This window comes from Sphingobium indicum BiD32 (assembly GCF_000382885.1).
In the GTDB taxonomy this organism is placed as follows: Bacteria; Pseudomonadota; Alphaproteobacteria; order Sphingomonadales; family Sphingomonadaceae; genus Sphingobium; species Sphingobium japonicum_C.
This window is the reverse complement of sequence record NZ_CAVK010000237.1, coordinates 1-18,122: the sequence shown is the minus strand read 5'-3', so window position 1 is coordinate 18,122 and position 18,122 is coordinate 1. Positions and strand designations below refer to the sequence as shown.

The 18,122-nt window shown below is 64.0% G+C and carries 15 protein-coding genes; 7 read left to right on the top strand and 8 right to left on the bottom strand.

Annotation, left to right across the window (positions count from 1 at the left end; translation table 11 throughout):
* Positions 1–35: 35 nt before the first annotated feature.
* Positions 36–710 (top strand): HAD family hydrolase, encoded by a 675-nt coding sequence (locus tag EBBID32_RS20775; protein WP_006966404.1) that lies wholly within the window; start codon positions 36–38, stop codon positions 708–710.
* 67 nt (positions 711–777) lie between these two features.
* Here the strand turns inward: EBBID32_RS20775 and EBBID32_RS20770 are convergent, their stop codons facing one another.
* Both EBBID32_RS20770 and EBBID32_RS20765 read right to left on the bottom strand, forming a co-directional pair.
* Positions 778–1,704 (bottom strand): 2-hydroxyacid dehydrogenase, encoded by a 927-nt coding sequence (locus tag EBBID32_RS20770; RefSeq protein WP_006966402.1) that lies wholly within the window; start codon positions 1,702–1,704, stop codon positions 778–780.
* A gap of 1 nt (position 1,705) precedes the next feature.
* On the bottom strand, positions 1,706–3,025 hold the full coding sequence (locus tag EBBID32_RS20765; protein WP_006966401.1) for a cystathionine gamma-synthase family protein: 1,320 nt from the start codon (positions 3,023–3,025) through the stop codon (positions 1,706–1,708).
* Between the two features lie 187 nt (positions 3,026–3,212).
* Between EBBID32_RS20765 and EBBID32_RS20760 the strand changes: the two genes are divergently transcribed.
* The 3 genes from EBBID32_RS20760 (at position 3,213) to EBBID32_RS20750 (ending at position 8,126) form a co-directional block, all read left to right on the top strand.
* Positions 3,213–5,621: a ligase-associated DNA damage response DEXH box helicase gene (locus tag EBBID32_RS20760; protein WP_037492323.1), complete on the top strand. Its 2,409-nt coding sequence runs from the start codon at positions 3,213–3,215 to the stop codon at positions 5,619–5,621.
* Positions 5,622–5,767: 146 nt separating this feature from the next.
* Positions 5,768–7,435: a catalase gene (locus tag EBBID32_RS20755; protein WP_006966399.1), complete on the top strand. Its 1,668-nt coding sequence runs from the start codon at positions 5,768–5,770 to the stop codon at positions 7,433–7,435.
* Between the two features lie 142 nt (positions 7,436–7,577).
* On the top strand, positions 7,578–8,126 hold the full coding sequence (locus EBBID32_RS20750) for an ankyrin repeat domain-containing protein (protein WP_006966398.1): 549 nt from the start codon (positions 7,578–7,580) through the stop codon (positions 8,124–8,126).
* 64 nt (positions 8,127–8,190) lie between these two features.
* On the opposite strand, the gene EBBID32_RS20745 is transcribed toward EBBID32_RS20750, so the two are convergent.
* Together EBBID32_RS20745 and gyrB are read right to left on the bottom strand one after the other, a co-directional pair.
* Positions 8,191–8,703, bottom strand: coding sequence for a COG3650 family protein (locus EBBID32_RS20745; protein ID WP_006966396.1), 513 nt, complete (start codon positions 8,701–8,703; stop codon positions 8,191–8,193).
* Between the two features lies 1 nt (position 8,704).
* A complete protein-coding gene (gene gyrB, locus EBBID32_RS20740; protein ID WP_037492321.1) occupies positions 8,705–11,194 on the bottom strand; it encodes a DNA topoisomerase (ATP-hydrolyzing) subunit B in 2,490 nt (829 codons plus the stop codon).
* A gap of 86 nt (positions 11,195–11,280) precedes the next feature.
* Here gyrB and EBBID32_RS20735 point away from each other — a divergent pair, with 86 nt between their 5' ends.
* Positions 11,281–11,763 (top strand): hypothetical protein, encoded by a 483-nt coding sequence (locus EBBID32_RS20735; protein WP_006966392.1) that lies wholly within the window; start codon positions 11,281–11,283, stop codon positions 11,761–11,763.
* A 3-nt stretch (positions 11,764–11,766) separates the two neighbouring features.
* Here EBBID32_RS20735 and EBBID32_RS20730 read toward each other — a convergent pair whose 3' ends face one another.
* The 3 genes from EBBID32_RS20730 to yczE all read right to left on the bottom strand — a co-directional run bounded on the left by EBBID32_RS20730 (position 11,767) and on the right by yczE (position 14,144).
* Positions 11,767–12,273 carry a DUF1993 domain-containing protein gene (locus EBBID32_RS20730; protein WP_006966390.1) on the bottom strand — a complete coding sequence of 169 codons (507 nt, stop codon included), beginning with the start codon at positions 12,271–12,273 and terminating at the stop codon, positions 11,767–11,769.
* 14 nt (positions 12,274–12,287) lie between these two features.
* Positions 12,288–13,472, bottom strand: coding sequence for a hypothetical protein (locus EBBID32_RS20725; protein ID WP_006966388.1), 1,185 nt, complete (start codon positions 13,470–13,472; stop codon positions 12,288–12,290).
* Between the two features lie 69 nt (positions 13,473–13,541).
* The gene (gene yczE, locus EBBID32_RS20720) at positions 13,542–14,144 is read right to left on the bottom strand and encodes a membrane protein YczE (RefSeq protein WP_006966386.1); all 603 of its coding nucleotides are present in this window, start codon (positions 14,142–14,144) and stop codon (positions 13,542–13,544) included.
* A gap of 90 nt (positions 14,145–14,234) precedes the next feature.
* Here yczE and yczR point away from each other — a divergent pair, with 90 nt between their 5' ends.
* Positions 14,235–15,698 (top strand): MocR-like transcription factor YczR, encoded by a 1,464-nt coding sequence (gene yczR / locus EBBID32_RS20715; protein WP_006966384.1) that lies wholly within the window; start codon positions 14,235–14,237, stop codon positions 15,696–15,698.
* 12 nt (positions 15,699–15,710) lie between these two features.
* On the opposite strand, the gene EBBID32_RS20710 is transcribed toward yczR, so the two are convergent.
* Complete coding sequence (locus EBBID32_RS20710; protein ID WP_037492318.1) at positions 15,711–16,754, bottom strand: quinone-dependent dihydroorotate dehydrogenase; 1,044 nt, start codon at positions 16,752–16,754, stop codon at positions 15,711–15,713.
* Between the two features lie 350 nt (positions 16,755–17,104).
* On the opposite strand from EBBID32_RS20710, the gene EBBID32_RS20705 reads away from it, so the two are divergent.
* Complete coding sequence (locus tag EBBID32_RS20705; RefSeq protein ID WP_037492301.1) at positions 17,105–18,049, top strand: helix-turn-helix domain-containing protein; 945 nt, start codon at positions 17,105–17,107, stop codon at positions 18,047–18,049.
* Positions 18,050–18,122 lie beyond the last annotated feature (73 nt).

The following is an 18,122-nucleotide window of genomic DNA, read 5'->3' as shown; positions in this document are numbered from 1 at the left end:
GAACGAAGCACTAGGGCAAAAGTTTCGGACACGGCATGACGCACCGGCTCGCAATTTACGACATGGACCGCACGGTGACGTTCAGCGGCACCTATACCGGCTTTCTCATTCATATGGCGCGCGCCATGGCCCCCTGGCGGTTGGCGCTGCTGCCCTGCGTCGGGCTGCTGATGCTCGCCTATGTGATCAAGCTGATCACTCGCCAGCGCCTCAAGGAACTGAATCAGGCGCTGATGATCGGCTTCAATGTCGAGCGTGCGCGGTTGATGCCGCATGTCGAAACCTATGCCGACAAGGTCATCGCGACCAATTTGCGCCAGGGCGCGGTGGCGCAGATCGCGCAGGACCGGGCCGATGGCTATCGCCTCGTCCTCGCGACCGCCTCCTACCGCCTCTATGTCGAGCCGATCGCCCGGCGGCTGGGCTTCGACGCGGTGATCGCGACCGATCATCTGAGCCAGGATCTGCGCTATGTCCGTGCCAAGATTGCGGGCGAAAATTGCTACGACACCGGCAAGCTGCGGATGATCAAGGCGTGGATGGTGGCTGAGGCGATCGACCGCAGCCAGGCGCATATCCGCGCTTACTCCGACCATGTGTCGGACGCGCCTATGCTCGAATTTGCCGACATCCCCTTCGCCTCCAACCCGCACAAGAAGCTCGCGAAACTGGCGGCGCAGCGCGGCTGGACGCGGGTGGACTGGAACTAGTGCTTCGATTCTGACATTCGATACCGTTTGAGGCGACGCCGCGCTCGAATGTCAAAATCGATCCGGCCTAGCGAACGGGGGAGGGGAGCGGCTGGCCTGCAAAATGGGCGGCCAGATTGGCGATCAGCATCTGCGCCATCCGCCCGACCGCCTCATGCGTCGCGCCGCCGGTATGCGGGGTCAGCACGACATTGGGGACGTCCGCCCAGCGCGCCGGATCGGTCGGTTCGGGGTCGAACACGTCGATCGCCGCGCCGCCCAGCCGTCCGCTTTTCAGCGCTGCGATCAGCGCTTCTTCGTCCACCAGCTGCCCGCGCGCGACATTGACCAGCAGCCCGTCCGGCCCCAGCATATCCATGATCGCCGCCGAAATCATCTTGCGGTTGCTCTCGTCCGCGCGCGCCGCGACCAGCACAATGTTGCTCTGACGCGCCAATGCATCCAGACTGTCGGCGCGCGGCCAGGGGAGGGTGGGCTTGTCGCGCGGTCCCCACCAGCCGATCTGCATCCGCATCGCCTGCGCCCGCTCCGCCGCTGCGATGCCGATCGATCCCATGCCGATAATCCCCAGTCGCGCCCCGCCCATCGACCTGGTGCGCGTCTTGGTGTCGATCGTCCACTTGCCGGCACGCAAATGCCGGTCGCCGCCAACGATCCAGCGGCGATGGGCGATCATCAGCCCGATCGCATGGTCGGCCACATCCTGTGCATTGGCGTCGCCCGCATGGGTCACGGCGATGCCGCGTTGCCGCGCCAGCGCCAGATCCACCCCGTCATAGCCCACGGTGAAGCAGGCGATCAGCGACAGGCGCGGCATTGCGTCGATCAGCGCCCGCTCCAGCACGAACTCGCCCGCCCACACGACCGCATCGACACCCGCCAGGTGCGTGGCGTCGGGATGCTCCCACAAAGCGATGACGTCATGATCACTGGCCAGCAGCGTCAGCAAGGGGTCCAGCAAAGGCTGGCCCACCAACAGCACAGGGCGGCGCATCTCAGCCAATCGCCCGAAGGGCTTGCGCGAAATCGGCGATCAGATCGTCGGCATCCTCGCAGCCGATCGAGATGCGCACCATATTGTCGCCAATCCCCAGCGCTGCCTTGCGCGCGGCAGGCACCGACAAATGGGTCATCGCGGCGGGATGGCTTGCCAGTGTCTCCGTTCCGCCCAAACTTACCGCCAGCTTGGCGATCTTGAGCGCATCGAGAAAGGCGAAGGCCTCCGCCTCGCCACCTTTCAGGTAAAGCGAGAAGGTCGATCCCGCCCCGCTGCAATGGCGCGCATATATGTCGCGCTGCCGCTCGCTTTCGGGAAAGCCCAGATAGACGATCTTCTCCACTTGCGGCTGATCCTTCAGCCAGCCGCACACCTTCGCCGCATTTTCGCCCGCCCGGCTCATCCGCAGCTCCAGCGTCTCAAGGCTGCGCAACAGCATCCACGCGCTGTGGGGGTCCAATATGGTCCCGATCGTGTTGCGCATCAGCCGGATGGTGGTGATCAGCGCATTGGACCCCAGCACCCCGCCAGCGACCAGATCGCTATGCCCGCCCGCATATTTGGTCAGGCTATAGATCACCAGATCCGCGCCATGGGCCAGCGGCTTCAACCATAATGGTCCCAGGAATGTATTGTCGATCGCGACCGGCGGCACATGGCTTTCGCCCGCAAACAGGAAGTTGCGCCGCGCGACAACTGCGTCGATATCGACCAGCACATTGGTCGGATTGGCCGGACTTTCCAGATAGATCATCGCAACGCGGCCAAAGCCCCTGGCCTTCTCGATCACCGCGCCAATCTCGTCTGCGGTCGCGCCCGCCGGGAAATCGAGCCACTGCACCCCGAACTTGCCCAATATCCGCCCGATCAGCGATTCGGTCGCGGCATAGAGCGGCGCGGAGTGGACGATCACGTCACCCGGCTGCACCATCGCCAGCAAAGTCGTCGCGATCGCCGACATGCCGCTGGAAAAGAGCAATGCATCCTCGGCATCTTCCCATACCGATAGCCGATCCTCGGCAATCTCCTGATTGGGACCGTTGAAGCGCGAATAGACAAGGCCCTCCGATCCGCCGGGCCTTATGCCCGTCACCCCTTCAAAATGCCGCTTGCCCGCCGCCGCACTTTCAAACGCGAAGGTGGAGGTGAGAAAGATCGGGGGTTTGAGAGACCCCTCCGACAGGGTCGGATCATAGCCATGCCCCATCATCAGCGTCGCGGGTTTCAGCTTGCGCCCGTCAATCTCCATGATTGGCGGCTTGGGACGGCGGCGGTTGGATTCGACACCGGTGAGGTCGGCTTCACTTTCGCCAGACATAGATTATCTCCTGCTCGATACGGCGTCTGCTGCGCCGCTCCTGATGGCGCGATGATAACGCAGGGACGGGCCGGAGGGCCAGAGGGTGGCGTAAGAATATTTCGCGCGTTGGTATTTTAGTTACTGTATATGCGGCGGTGTGGACGAAGGCGGTGACACCGGACGGGCGCCTCCCTACATCCCGTTCATGGTTCTTCTCCCCCCCGTGCTGGAACAATGGTTCGCCGCGCGCGACTGGACCCCGCGCGCCCATCAGCGCGCGATGCTCGCCGCAGCGCGCCGGGGCGATCATGCGCTGCTCGTGGCCCCGACCGGTGCGGGCAAGACGCTGGCGGGCTTCCTTCCCACGCTCACCGACCTGATCGATCGGCCGACCGACCGGCTCCACACCCTCTACGTTTCGCCGCTCAAGGCGCTGGCGGTCGATGTCCGCCGCAATCTACTGACCCCGGTCGAGGAAATGGCGCTGCCGATCCGCGTCGAAACCCGCACCGGCGACACACCATCCGACCGCAAGGCCCGCCAGCGCGTCAAGCCGCCCCACATATTGCTAACTACCCCCGAATCGCTCTCGCTGTTGCTCAGCTATCCCGACGCAGTGCTGATGTTCGCCGATCTGCAAACCGTCATCGTCGACGAAGTCCATGCCTTCGCCACCCAGAAACGCGGCGATCTGCTCAGCCTGTCGATGGCGCGGCTTCAGGCGATCAACCCCGGCCTGCGCCGCGTCGCTTTGTCCGCCACCGTTGCGGACATCGACGCCTACCGCGGCTGGCTCGCGCCAGATGGCGATATCGACACGGTGGCGGCGGTGCTGGGAGAGGTTGGCGCAGAACCCAATGTCACTATCCTCATCCCCGAAGGCCGCGTCCCCTGGTCGGGTCATTCGGGCAAATATGCCGCCAATCAGGTCATGGCCGAAATCGCCGCACATCAGACCACGCTGGTATTCTGCAACACGCGCGGCCTCGCCGAACTCATCTTTCAGTCATTATGGTCCGCCAATGACGCGAACCTGCCCATCGCCATCCACCATGGCAGCCTGTCGATCGAGGCGCGCCGCAAGGTGGAATCGGCGATGGCCGACGGCAGACTGCGCGCACTGGTCGCCACGGCGTCGCTCGACCTGGGCGTCGACTGGGGCAATGTCGATTGCGTCATCCAGATGGGGGCGCCCAAAGGCTCCTCCCGCCTGCTCCAGCGCATCGGCCGCGCCAACCACCGGCTCGATCAGTCGAGCGAGGCGATCCTGATCCCCGGCAACCGGTTTGAATATCTCGAAGCCCGCGCCGCATTGGACGCGGTGGAAGCGGGCGAACGCGATGCCGATGATTTTCGCGCGGGCAGCCTCGACGTGCTGGCCCAGCACATCATGGGTCTTGCCTGCGCCGGGCCGTTCCGCGAAGCGGCGATGCTCGCCGAAATCCAGTCCGCCACCCCCTATAGCGCGCTGACCCCGCAAGCCTTCGCCTCCGTTCTCCACTTCATCGAAGGCGGCGGCTACGCGCTGCGCGCCTATGACCGGTTCAAACGGCTGACCCGCGATCCCGACGGCACATGGCGCGTTTCCCACCCCCGCTTCATCCAGCAGCATCGCCTGAACGCCGGCATCATCGTCGATCAGCCCGCACTTGCCGTCCGTTTTGCCAATGGCCGCAAGCTCGGCACGGTCGAGGAAGGATTTGCCGCACAACTCACGCCCGGTGACAGCTTCTTCTTTTCCGGCATGGCGCTGGAAGTGGTGAAGATGGACACCAGCGACCTGATCGTCCGTGCCACGTCGAAACAGGCGCGCATCCCCAGTTGGGGGGGCACCCGCATGGCCATGTCCACGCGCCTCGCCGACCGGGTCCGCACCTTTCTGGCCAGTCCCGATCAATGGCACAGCTTCCCGCCCGACGTGCGCGAATGGCTCGACATGCAGAAATTGCGCTCGGTCCTGCCGCAACCGGGACAATTACTCATCGAAACCTTCCCCCATGAAGGGCGGCATTATCTGCTCTGCTACAGTTTTGAAGGCTGGAATGCGCACCAGTCGCTCGGCATGTTGCTCACCCGGCGGATGGAGAGCCAAGGGCTGATGCCGCTGGGTTTCGTCGCCAACGACTATGCGCTCGCCATCTATGGCATGAAGCCCGTCACCGATCCCCAAAACCTGTTTTCCGCCGACATTCTCGACCATGAATTTATCGACTGGGTCGAACAGTCGAGCCTGCTGAAGCGCGCCTTCCGCGACGTCGCCGTCATATCCGGCCTGATCGAGCGCCAGCATCCCGGCAAGCGCAAGACCGGACGGCAGGTGACCTTTTCAACCGACCTCATTTATGACGTACTGCGTAAATATCAGCCCGACCATCTGCTGCTCAAGGCCGCCTGGGCCGACGCGCGGGCGCGGATGACCGATGTGGGGCGGCTCGGCGACCTGATAGATCGCGCTGCGACGACCATGCTGCATGTGACGCTCGACCGGGTCAGTCCGCTGGCCGTCCCCGTCCTAATCCTCATTGGCCGTGAGCATGTCGCGCAAAGTGCGGCGGACGACGCGCTGCTGATCGAGGCGGAGGCGCTTGTCGCGCAGGCCATGCGCCCCGATTGACTGTTTCTGGAGCAATCATCGAAAACGCCACTATCTGAAAGCAAGATTAGCCGTTTCTCTTGGCGATCGTCCGGGTTCATCCAGCGTTTCCCGGTCCGAAGGGTATTCGATCGCCACGATCGATGAAACAACAGAGGAACCTGATCATGCCGAATTCACCGATTTCGGCCGCGTCCCTGCGCGGCCTGACCCTGGCTGCCGTCAGCCTGTCCGCGCTTGTCGGCGCGCAGGCGCTCGCCCAGACGGAAACACAGGTTGCCGGGCGCATGGCGACCGTGACCCTGCCTGCCGATGCTGGCAACACCATGCCGGTCCCCGCCGAAGCCGTGTCCGCTGCCGTCCCCAACCTGACCCGCGACAATGGCGCGCCGATCGGGGCGAACCGCAACAGCAAAACGGCGGGCGATCTTGGTCCGGTCCTGCTGGAGGACACGACGCTGATCGAAAAACTGTCACGCTTCGACCGCGAACGCATCCCCGAACGTGTCGTCCACGCGCGCGGCACCGGCGCCCATGGCATATTCCGCGCCACCGCCGACATTAGCGACCTGACCCGCGCCTCGCTCTTCATGTCGGGCAAGGAAACCCCGATATTCGTGCGCTTTTCCAGCGTGATCCACCCGTCGGGCAGTCCCGAAGGGCTGCGCGATCCGCGCGGTTTCGCCACCAAATTCTACACTGATCAGGGCAATTGGGATCTGGTCGGCAACAACCTGCCGGTCTTTTTCATCCGCGACGCGATGCAATTCCCCGACATGGTGCATAGCCTCAAGCCCTCGCCGGTGACCAACAAGCAGGACCCCAATCGTTTCTTCGATTTCTTTTCCAACACGCCTGAATCGACCAACATGCTGACCCAGCTTTATTCCAATCTGGGTACGCCATCCTCCTACCGCACGATGGACGGCAATGGCGTCCACGCCTTCAAGCTGGTGAATGCGCAGGGCAAGGTCACCTTCGCCAAATTCCGCTGGATCAGCCGTCAGGGCGTCAAGAATCTGACAGCCAGGGACGCAGGCGCGGCGCAGTTCAACTTCATGACAGATGATCTTTATCGCGAAGTAGGCAAGGGCAATGTCCCGACCTGGGATCTGATGATCCAGACCATGTCGCCGGACCAGTTTGCCGGCCTCGATTATAACCCGTTCGACGATACCAAGGAATGGCTGGACGTCCCCTTCCGCAAGATCGGCGAAATGACGCTGAACAGGATGCCCGCCAACTTCTTTGAATTCACCGAACAGTCGGCCTTTGCACCCGCTAATATGGTGCCGGGCATCGAAGCGTCGCCCGACCGCATGTTGCAGGGTCGCCTGTTCAGCTATTCGGACACGCAGCGCTATCGCGTCGGCGCGAACGTCATGGGGCTGCCGGTCAACAAGCCGCTGGCACCGGTGGTGAATAATTATCAGGACGGGGTGATGGACGGGACCGGATCAACCTCCAACGTCAATTATTTCCCCGCAACCGTCCAGAAGCAGGCTGCCGCCGAATTTGGCCAATCCACCTATGCGGTGAACGCCACGGTCGACGCCAAGCCGATCGAAAAGACCAATAATTTTGCGCAGGCGGGCCTATTTTACCGTTCGCTGTCGGCCAAGGACAAGGCCGACCTGATCGCCAATCTGGCGGGCGATCTGGGACAGGTGACCTCCGACCGCACCCGCACGATCATGGTCAGCTACTTCTACCAGGCCGACAAGGACTATGGCACGCGCATCGCCAGGGCGGTCAATGTGCCGATGGGCGAAGTGACCAAGGCGGTATCGGAATATGAGGCCGCCTACCCGCAACAGCGGTTGACGGTGCGCTGAGGCATTAGCCAAACACCGCACTTTCAGGCTCCATGCGCTCCGCTTGAACAGGGCACCCATTCTAGCCCTTCCCCTACAGGGGAGGGGTTGGGGTGGGGGCGGGCGGCAAGATGCCACGCCAGAAATCATCAAGGATGACCCCATGCTCTCCCTCCTCCTAGCCACCACGCTTGCCGCCGCGTCCCCCACAGCCGACGCCCTCCCATCCCCCGAACGCCGCCAGCAACTCCTCTTCGACGCAGCCCGCCTCGGTCGCGCGGACATGATCGCCCCGCTGGTCAAGGCGGGCGTCGACATCAACGCCACCGATGCGCGCGGCTTTACCCCGCTGATCCTGGCCGCCTATAACGGTCAGGCAGAGACGCTCGACGCGCTGATCGCGGCGGGCGCTGACCCCTGCAAGCCTGACGCATCACAGGGCAACACCGCGCAAATGGGCGTCGCCTTCAAGGGCAATGACGCCATTGCAGCCCGGCTGCTGACCGCTGGTTGCGATGTCAACGCCCGCAACATGGCTGGCCAGACCGCTCTGATGATGGCCGCCCTGTTCGGTCGCAGCGCGCAGGTGGCGATGCTGGTCAAGGCTGGTGCCGACCCGGCTTTGGCCGATGCGTCAGGCCGCACCGCCAAAGCGGTGGCGCAGGGACAGGGCAATGACGCCATGGTCGCGCAACTGGAAGGGCGGAACTAGACGCTTACAGCAGCCCTGCTCTCGCTGATCCTCCCCTTGCAGGAGAGGATCAAGGGTTGGTCGATCATGCGCCCTCGTCCCGCTCCCCGCCGCAGCCCTTCAACACGCCATCCCCAAAAGCTACCGCTACCCGGTCGGACCACAGCGCATCGCTCATCCCGTCGCTGCACGGGCCGTCGTTGATCGTCATGGCGAAGCCTTCGCCCGAATAGCGAATGGCGCGCTCCTCGACGTCACGAACGACTACGAATCGTACCGGCGGATGATCCGGCCGTTCCAGCGTTGCGGTCGTGCCGCGCACCGTCACTGCCCAGAACGGCTCGGTGCCGATCGCGCGATAATCGGGTGCGGCCAGGGCGGGAGCCGGGGCAGGCTGTGTTTCACGTGAAACAGGAAAGTGGTCACTTTTCAAAATCTTCGGCTCAGCGACCGGCGCAGTGGCGTTAACCGGCAGCGCGCTATTCACCACCACTGGAATGGCCTGATTGACCGACTCCGCATGATTGTTCGGCTCAGTGTCGCAACCGGCCAGCCCCGCGCTGATCAGCACGACACCCGCCAGTCGCAAGCCCGTCACCCTACACGTCCAGATTGGCGACGTTCAGCGCATTGTCCTGAATGAACTCACGGCGCGGCTCGACGATTTCACCCATCAGGCGGCTGAAAATCTCATCGGCGACATCCGCCTGCTCGACCTCGACCCGCAGCATGGAGCGATTGTCCGGGTCCAGCGTGGTCTCCCACAGCTGTTCCGCGTTCATTTCGCCCAGCCCCTTATAGCGCTGGATCGCCAGCCCCTTGCGCCCGGCGGCCAGGATCGCGGCCAGCAATTCGCTTGGCCGGGTCACCAAAGTCGAACCCTTGGCCGCGACGACCGGCAGGTCATCCTCGCCCGCTTCTTCGGCCGCCTGCGCAGCCTTTGCGCTCACCAGCCGCGACGGCGTTACATAGCTTTGGGATTCCTCGCTTGCCAGCGTGTGCAGCTTGCGCGCTTCGGCCGACCCAACAAAGCCATGTTCGATGACATGATGGTCGGTCACGCCGCGCCACAGTCGCTCGAAATGGAAGCCGCCTTCCTCCGCGATCCGGCCGGTCCATTTGCCTTCCGCATCCTGCGCACCCATCCACGCAACCGCAGCGGCCAGGCGGGTCGCCTGCTCATCCTGCGACAATTCGGGGTCCAGCGCCCCGGTCAGGCTCAGCGCCTCGATGATGGTCGGGTCATAACGGCGCGGCACGTAGCGCATCACTGCACGCATCCGCCGGGCATGATCGACCAGGCTTTTCAGGTCATTGCCGGTCCTTGTGCCGCCCGGTCCCTCCAGCACCATCGATTCGACGCCATTATCGACCAGATATTGCTCCAGCGCGGTGTCGTTTTTCAGATAGAGTTCGCTGCGTCCCCGCGTCGCCTTGTAGAGCGGCGGCTGGGCGATGAAGAGATGCCCGGCCTCGATGATCTGGGGCATCTGGCGGTAGAAGAAGGTCAGCAGCAGCGTGCGGATATGCGCGCCGTCGACGTCCGCGTCGGTCATGATGACGATCTTGTGGTAACGCAGCTTTTCGATGTTGAAATCGTCGCGGATGCCGGTGCCCATCGCCTGGATCAGCGTGCCGACCTCCTTGGAGGAGATCATGCGGTCGAACCGCGCGCGCTCGACGTTCAGGATCTTGCCCTTCAGCGGCAGGATCGCCTGATTATGCCGGTTGCGGCCCTGCTTGGCCGACCCGCCCGCCGAATCGCCTTCGACCAGGAACAGTTCCGACTTGGCGGGGTCGCGTTCCTGGCAGTCGGCCAGTTTGCCGGGCAAGCTGGCAATGTCCAGCACGCCCTTGCGCCGGGTCAGTTCGCGCGCCTTTTTGGCGGCCTCACGCGCGGCGGCGGCGTCGATCACCTTCTGGATGATCATCTTGCCATGGGCGGGATTTTCTTCCAGCCACTCAGCCATCTTGTCGGCCATCAGGCTTTCCAGCGGCTGGCGCACTTCGGAACTGACCAGCTTGTCCTTGGTCTGGGACGAAAATTTGGGATCGGGCAGTTTGACCGACACGATCGCGGTCAGCCCTTCGCGCATATCCTCACCGGTCAGCGACACCTTCTCCTTCTTCAACATGCCCGACTTGTCGGCATAATTGTTGAGGGTCCGGGTCAGCGCCGCGCGGAACGCGGCCAGATGGGTGCCGCCATCGCGCTGCGGGATGTTGTTGGTGAAACACAGCACATTTTCATAATAGCTGTCATTCCATTCCAGCGCGACGTCGATGGTCACATCGTCGCGGGTGCCGGAAATGGCAATCGGCTCCGGCATCATCGCCGCCTTGTTACGATCGAGATATTTGACGAACGCCGCGATGCCGCCCTCATAATAAAGCTCGACCGTCTTGCTTTCCTCATGCCGCGCGTCGGTCAGGAACAGGCGCACGCCGCTGTTCAGGAACGCCAGCTCGCGATAGCGATGCTCCAGCTTGTCGAAATCATAGTCGGTGACATTCTTGAACGTGTCGGTCGAGAACATGAAGGTGACCTTGGTGCCCTTCTGCCCCGGCGCTGCTGGTCCCAGTACCTTCAATGGCGCTTCGGCGTCGCCGTTGCGGAACCGCATCCAATGTTCTTGGCCCTCGCGCCAGATGTTCAGCTCCAGCCAGTCGGACAGCGCGTTCACCACGGACACGCCCACGCCATGCAGGCCGCCCGATACCTTATAGGCATTGTCGTCGCTGGTATTCTCGAACTTACCACCCGCGTGCAGCTGGGTCATGATGACTTCGGCGGCCGACACGCCTTCCTCGCTGTGGATGCCGGTCGGGATGCCGCGGCCATTGTCCATCACGCTGACGGAGCCATCGGGGTTCAGGGTGATGTCGATCCGGTCGCAATGTCCGGCCAGCGCTTCGTCGATCGCATTGTCGCTGACCTCGAACACCATATGGTGCAGGCCCGATCCATCGTCGGTGTCGCCAATATACATGCCGGGCCGTTTGCGCACGGCATCCAGCCCTTTCAGCACCTTGATGCTGTCCGCGCCATATTCGTTAGTGTTCGGGCTGTTCTGGGGTTCGTCGCTCATGCCGAGCATATAGGGAAAGCCTCGCTGAAACTAAAGCGAAACATGGCGGCTTCCCCCCGGTGCAAGACCAGTCTATCTCGTGGCCCATGTTGCGTCCCATCGCCCTGTTTTTCCTGCTAGCCGCCTGTTCCGACAGTCGCGAAGTGCTGGACGAATTGCCCAACAGTTCGCTGGCCGGTGCGCCCCGCGCCGAAGTCCCCGAAAGCCGCATGGACGCGCCGGTCGCGCGGGCGGTGACGATCGGCGAGGATGGCCCGCGCCTCGACGCCTGTGGCGGCATGGGGCAGGTGGCCCGCGCCGGCGCGACTGGCCTGCCCCTGCGCGCCGCGCCCTTTGGCGACGCGAAAATCCTCGCCAGCCTGGCCGAGGGCGACCGCGCCTATATCTGCACCCGCAGCATCGACCAGAAATGGCTGGGCGTGGTGCTGGCCCCCACGCCCCCTGCCGACAACGGCGCTGAAGCGGCCGATTGCGGCGTCTCCTCCCCGGTCGATCGCAAGCAGGCCTATGACGGCCCTTGCGTCAGCGGCTGGCTCGCCAGCGCCTATGTCCGGCTGATCGCCGGCTAAATCTTAAACTCCGCCCAGAAAGTCGATCTTGCCGATCGGCACGCCCGCCTGGCGCAGCAGTGCATAGGCCGTCGTCAGATGAAAATAGAAATTGGGCAGGGAAAAGGTCAGCACATGGCTGCTGCCGGTAAAGGGAATCTCGCCACCCGGCACTTTCAGCACCACGGCGGCATCCTCCCGCCCGTCAATCTTGTCGCGCGGCACCGCTTCCAGCAGCGCGATCGTCTTGGCGATGCGCGCCTGCAACTCGGCGAACGTCAGTTCCGTGTCCGCCATCGCTACCGGCTCCAGATCACCGAGCCGCGTCACCGTCCCCTTGGCGGTATCGCAGGCGAACTGCACCTGCGCGGTCAGCGGCTTCATGTCCGCGATCAGCTGCGCACCGGTCAGCGTCGCGGGATCGATGCCCTTTTCGGCGGCAAAGGCGGCACCCTTGTCAAGCAACCCCGACAGCGCGTTCAGCCCACGGATGAACATGGGCACAGTCAGATCGTATAATGCGGTCGCCATATGGCGTCCCCCCCTCATTGGATGCCGGTGAACACCAGCTTCTGTATGCGACGGCCGGTATTGACCTCGGTTGCATAGATATTGCCGTCGCTGTCGGTATCAATGCTGTGCAGCCAGGTAAATTGTCCCGCCTGCCGTCCCACCCGGCCAATCGCGCCCAGCACCTCATGCGTCTTGCGCAGCAAGATCCAGATCCGCCCGTTCATCATGTCCGCGACATAGAGATAGGTCTGGTCGGGATCGGGGGAAAAGGCGATGTCGGTGACCGTATGGGTGCCGCCAGTCTCGCCCGCAATCACCAGGTCGCGCACGAAGGTCAGGCCGCCATCCTTCCCCCGCCTGAACAGCTGCGCGCGGTTATTGTTGCGATCGCAGACATAGACATGCCCGTCCCTGGTCGGCACTACGCAATGGACGATGTCGGCGAAGGTCTGCGCTTTCGGATCGGCGATCTTGCTGGGGTCGACGGCATGGCTCTGGTCGAACGCCCCCTGCCGTGTCGGCGCAATCGGCGGCCTGGCATAGGCACCCCAGCGGCCCTTATAGCCGTTCGTGCGGGCCTCATATCCGATTACCCGCCGGTTTACATAGCCGTCCGAAATCAGGACCATGCCGTCGGAATGGTTGACGTCGGACGGGTTGCCCAACTGGTCGGTCGCATCATTGCCGCCGGTCTTGCCCCGCTGGCCGAAGGCCCGGACGAATGTGCCATCGGCGCGATAGTTCAGCACGACATGGTCGTCCTTGCCATTGCCGCCGAACCAGACCGTCCCCGCCTGATCGACGAATATGCCATGCAGACTGGCGGGCCACTGGTTGACACCATCGACGCTCGGCGCGCTGTCTGGCCCGCCCCAACCGCCCAGATAGCGACCGTCGCTGCCAAAATGGACCACCGGCGGCGCTGGTTTGCAACAGACGGCGATGGGCGGGTTCTGGGCCAGGCCCGTGTCCGTAGCGGTCAGGCTGTGGGGGCGATGTACGACCCAGACCGAATCATCGGGCGCGACCGCCACCCCGCTGACCTGCCCCAGCAGCATGTCGCCGGGCATGTTTGGCCATGCCGCATCGACCTTGAACCGGGGCATTTTCGTGCCCGCAGGCGCGACCTGCTCAAAGGCGAGCGGGGCGAGCGCACGTTCATCGGGCGCGGCGGCGGTCAACGTCAGCAGCAAGGCGACGGTAAGGAGGGGGCGCATCGGGACAGCTCCGGGATCGGGGGTGGGCAAGCGGATCATGCCCGGATAGCCGCCCCGGTCAATGACCCTTCAGGCCATCGCCGGACGCTCCGGGACGTCGATGCGGAACAATGGCAGGGCATGGTGGACGATCCAGCCTATGCTCACTGCATAGAGGACCGTGCCTGCGCCCACCGTTCCGCCCAGCAGCCAGCCGATCGCCAGCACGCCAATCTCTATGCCGGTGCGGACCCATTTGACCGGCATGTCCGTGCGGCGGCAGAAGCCGGTCATCAAGCCGTCGCGCGGTCCCGGTCCCAGCCCCGCACCGATATAGGCACCCCCGGCGATGCCATTCAGCACGATCCCCGCACCCAGCCACGCGGCGCGCATCGCATATCCGTCCGGCGTGGGCAGCAGCATCAGCGACAGGTCCACCGCCGTGCCGATCACAAAGATATTGGCCACCGTGCCAATTCCCGGCCGCTGGCGCAGCGGCCACCACAAGAGCAGCACGATCGCGCCAACCAGATTGACCGTCATGCCGAAACTCAGGCCAAGCCGGGGCGCCATCCCCTGATGCAGCACGTCCCAAGGGTCGAGGCCCAGATTGGCACGCAGCATCAGCGCCATGGAAAAACCATAGAGGCCAAGGCCCCAGAAAAGCTGGAAAAGGCGGCGGTGCATCATCATGGGCAGGCTTCTTCGTCACAATTGGCCTTTTCCAAAAGGACCATTTTGACATAAATGGCCCTGACCATCCGCAAATTGGATTAGATCGCCATGTCCACTTCCTTCCTCCGTCCACCTTCCCTGCTCCGCTTGCTCGGCGCATGGCGCGCGCAGGACAGCGCGCAGCCTGCCTATCGCCAACTGGCGCAGGCGTTGCGGATGCTGGTGCTGGACGGGCGCGTGGGCCTCAACGTCCGTCTGCCGGGCGAGCGCGAACTGGCCGCCGCGCTTGGCCTGTCGCGCACGACGATCGCGGCGGCGTTCGACCGGCTGCGGGACGAGGGCTATCTGGAAAGCCGCCAGGGGTCGGGCAGCGTCACTCGCCTGCCGCCGGGCCGTGTCGAACCGCCGGTGACAGAGATTGAGACGATGACGGGCGGCAATCTGCTCAACTGGACTCATGCCGCGCTGCCCGCTGCACCGGGCGTCGGCCGCGCGATGCAGGCGGCGGTCGAGGCGCTGCCCGCCTATCTCGGCGATCTGGGCTATGATCCGCTTGGCCTGCCGGTGCTGCGTCGCGCCGTCGCCGCGCATTTCGACCGGCGCGGTTGCCCCACGGAGGCGGACCAGATCATCATCACCAATGGCGCACAGCAGGGCTTTTCCCTGCTGCTCCACTGGCTCGCCGGGCCGGGCGATCGCGTCGTGATCGACCATCCGACCTATCATAATGCGATCCAGGCGTTGCAGCGCGCCCATGTCGTGCCCGTGCCGGTCGGTCTGCCGACCCATGGCTGGGATATCGACGCGATGGACGCCGCCTTCCGCCAGACCGCGCCGCGCTTTGCCTATCTGATTGCCGATTTCCATAACCCCACCGGGCGCAGCATGGACCCGGCGACTCGCCGCGCGCTGGTCGCCGCCGCCACCCGCAGCCACACGCCGCTGGTGATCGACGAAACGATGGTGGCGATGGGGCTGGATTTCGCGCCGCCGCCCCCGGTCGCGATCCATGATCCCTCGGGGCGGCAGGTCATCACCATGGGGTCGGCCAGCAAGATATTCTGGGGCGGCTTGCGCGTCGGCTGGATTCGCGCCGATCCGCAGACGGTCGCGGCGCTCGGCCGTCTGCGCACGACGATGGACATGGCCAGCCCTGTGGTCGAACAGCTTGCTGTCGCTCACCTCATCGACGCCGACGAAGGGCTGGGCGCGCGCGCTGATATGCTGCGCGGACGGCGCGACCATCTGCTGGCGCTGCTCGAACAGCATCTGCCTCACTGGCGGGTCGAATCGCCCGCTGGCGGCCTGTCGCTCTGGGCAGAACTCCCCCGTGCGGAGGCGACGGCGCTTGCGGCGCTGGCCGAAAGTCTGGGCGTCCGGGTTGCCGCCGGGCCGCGCTTCGGGGTCAGCGGCGCGTTTGAACGCTTCCTGCGCCTGCCTTTCACCCTATCCGAAGCCCAACTCGCCACCGGCGTGGAACGGCTGGTCCAGGCCGACGCCCATCTTCACGCCCGCACCCCCAGGGGTCGCGATTCGCTGGCACTGGCGCTGGAGGCGGACCGACTGATCTGAGGCCTTGGTCGATCAGGCGTCGATGCCGACAATCTGGTCTATGGTCGCAAAACCGTCGCGCGCCATCAGCGCCTTGAGGCCGTGATTGATCCGTTTTGCCAGATACGGCCCTTCATAGACCAACGCGCTGTAGAGCTGGACCAGCGACGCGCCTGCGCGGATGCGGGCATAGGCCTGCTCCGCATTGGCAATGCCGCCAACGCCGATCAGCGGCAGGCGCGCGCCCAGCAACCGACGGAAATCAAGCAGTTTCTGCAATGACAGGTTGGTCAGCGGCGCGCCCGACAGGCCGCCCGTTTCGCCCGCAAAGGCCGACCGCAGCGCCGGGCGGGTGATGGTGGTGTTGGACACGATCAGCGCGTCGATGCGATGATCGAGGCAGGCGGCGGCAATATCCTCCACATCCGCTGGTTCCAGATCAGGCGCGACCTTCAGGAAAATCGGCGTGGTGCGCCTGCCGCGCGCGGCCATCACCGCACCCAGCAATTCATCCAGCGCCGCGCGATCCTGTAGCGCGCGCAGGCCCGGTGTGTTGGGGGAGGAGATATTGACGGTCAGATAGTCTGCCAGCGGTGCCATGACCTGCACCCCTGTCACATAGTCGGCGATCCGGTCCGTCGCATCCTTGTTCGCGCCGATATTGATGCCGATCACCGGCCCTTCACCAAACGGACGGCGATAGCGCGCGATCCGGTCCGCCGCCGCGCCCTGACCGCCATTGTTGAAACCGAAACGGTTGATCACCGCTCTGTCCTCGACCAGCCGGAACAGCCGGGGGCAGGGATTGCCCGGTTGGGCCAGCGGGGTCAGCGTTCCCAGCTCGGCAAAGCCAAAGCCCAGGCCATGCATCTTGTGCGCGACCCTTCCTTCCTTGTCATAGCCTGCCGCCAGACCGACCGGGTTGGGGAAGTGGAGTCCCGCGACCTTGCTCGCCAGCATCGGGTCCGGCGTCAGCGGGCCGGGAGTCGGCATCAGGCGCAGTGCGGCGATCGACAGATTATGGGCGCGCTCGGCATCGAGGGTGAACAGCAGCGGGCGGATCAGACGGTAGGGCATGGCCGCGCTATGCCAGCGGCGGGGCCGTCCGTCGAGTCGCTGTTGCAGCATAGCCACAGCCCCTTCCTAACGTCATTTCATAACAGGAAACGTCATGTTTGGGATCGTTTTCGGCAGGGAAATGTCCGATCCGTCCAATAATATTACCGTGATTCGGGGGTAAAGCGTCCTTGCGACCCGAAGGCTCTTAGGCTTCCAGCCGATGAGACCTTTTACTGGCCCGGCAATGCAAATTGCCGGGCCATTTTTTGTGCAGTGCGACACAAACCAACAAAAGTTACAGTTTATTATCCATCCCGCTTGCGCGGTGGCGATGTTGGCGCATAGTAAATCCCAATTGGGGTAAGAATATGGGGTCGCATCACATCGACGGGACCGGGGGCGGTGTCGCTCTGCCGGACGACCGGGGGCCACTATCCTATACCGTGGCCGCCGCGCAGGGACCGGTGCGGTTGTGCTACTTTGCGCCGCCCGAACATTTGCGCGCTTATTTCGGCTCTCTCTATCTGTTCACTGTGTCGGCGGACCGCTATGCCGACGTAACCCGTGCCGACGTGCCGCAACTGCGCTTCATGCTCGATGGCGGGGGCTATTATCATTTTCAGGACGGCATGGCGATGGCGACGCCTGACGTCTGCCTGCTGGGGCCAACCATGGGTGCGACCCGGTTCGAGCTGGATCGCCCCGCGCGGGTCGTTGGCATCTCGCTGCTGCCAGCCGGCTGGCTGGCGCTGCATGGCAGCGATGCCAGCCTGCTTGCGGACCGGTTGTGCGATCTGGTAGCGGAGCGGGGCGATGCCTATGCGCGCCTGCTCGACGGGCTGCGCGCGCTGGGCGATGATCAGACGGACGCCATGGTGGCCCTGTGCTGGACGCAGCTGGGCGGGATGATCAAACCGCCGCGCCCGGCGACCTGGGCGCTGCTCCATGCCGTCGATGCTTGGCTGATGGACGAAGGATCGCCGCGAATCGAGATATTGGCGGAAACCACCGGCCTGTCGCCGCGCCAGCTCGCGCGGCTGACCAACAAATATTATGGCGCGCCGCCCAAATTGCTGGCCCGCAAATATCGCGCACTGCGCTGTTCGGCCAAGATCGCGCTCGACCGGGAAAGCTGGCAACTCCTGTGCGAGGAGGCGGGTTTTTACGACCAGTCGCACTTCATTCGTGAGATCAAGCATTTCATCGGCCTGACTCCGCACCAGTTGCAGACCGAACCCTCCGCCGTGGCGCAACTGACCTTGCTGCGCCGGTCGCTGGGCGCAGATGTCGCCACGCTCAACCGCTTGAGCTGAGGCAAGAGTCTCTCTCGAAATACGCGAAAGAGCGCATTTGCGTCGCCGCACCAGCCCACACCCCCACCCGACC

Coding starts and splice junctions, on each gene's coding strand:
- EBBID32_RS20750 (WP_006966398.1), top strand. CDS start 7,578: ATGCTCTCCCTCCTCCTAGCCACCACGCTTGCCGCCGCGTCCCCCACA.
- gyrB (WP_037492321.1), bottom strand. CDS start 11,194: ATGAGCGACGAACCCCAGAACAGCCCGAACACTAACGAATATGGCGCG.
- EBBID32_RS20705 (WP_037492301.1), top strand. CDS start 17,105: ATGGGGTCGCATCACATCGACGGGACCGGGGGCGGTGTCGCTCTGCCG.
- EBBID32_RS20765 (WP_006966401.1), bottom strand. CDS start 3,025: ATGTCTGGCGAAAGTGAAGCCGACCTCACCGGTGTCGAATCCAACCGC.
- EBBID32_RS20725 (WP_006966388.1), bottom strand. CDS start 13,472: ATGCGCCCCCTCCTTACCGTCGCCTTGCTGCTGACGTTGACCGCCGCC.
- yczR (WP_006966384.1), top strand. CDS start 14,235: ATGTCCACTTCCTTCCTCCGTCCACCTTCCCTGCTCCGCTTGCTCGGC.
- EBBID32_RS20760 (WP_037492323.1), top strand. CDS start 3,213: ATGGTTCTTCTCCCCCCCGTGCTGGAACAATGGTTCGCCGCGCGCGAC.
- yczE (WP_006966386.1), bottom strand. CDS start 14,144: ATGATGATGCACCGCCGCCTTTTCCAGCTTTTCTGGGGCCTTGGCCTC.
- EBBID32_RS20755 (WP_006966399.1), top strand. CDS start 5,768: ATGCCGAATTCACCGATTTCGGCCGCGTCCCTGCGCGGCCTGACCCTG.
- EBBID32_RS20710 (WP_037492318.1), bottom strand. CDS start 16,754: ATGCCCTACCGTCTGATCCGCCCGCTGCTGTTCACCCTCGATGCCGAG.
- EBBID32_RS20775 (WP_006966404.1), top strand. CDS start 36: ATGACGCACCGGCTCGCAATTTACGACATGGACCGCACGGTGACGTTC.
- EBBID32_RS20770 (WP_006966402.1), bottom strand. CDS start 1,704: ATGCGCCGCCCTGTGCTGTTGGTGGGCCAGCCTTTGCTGGACCCCTTG.
- EBBID32_RS20730 (WP_006966390.1), bottom strand. CDS start 12,273: ATGGCGACCGCATTATACGATCTGACTGTGCCCATGTTCATCCGTGGG.
- EBBID32_RS20735 (WP_006966392.1), top strand. CDS start 11,281: ATGTTGCGTCCCATCGCCCTGTTTTTCCTGCTAGCCGCCTGTTCCGAC.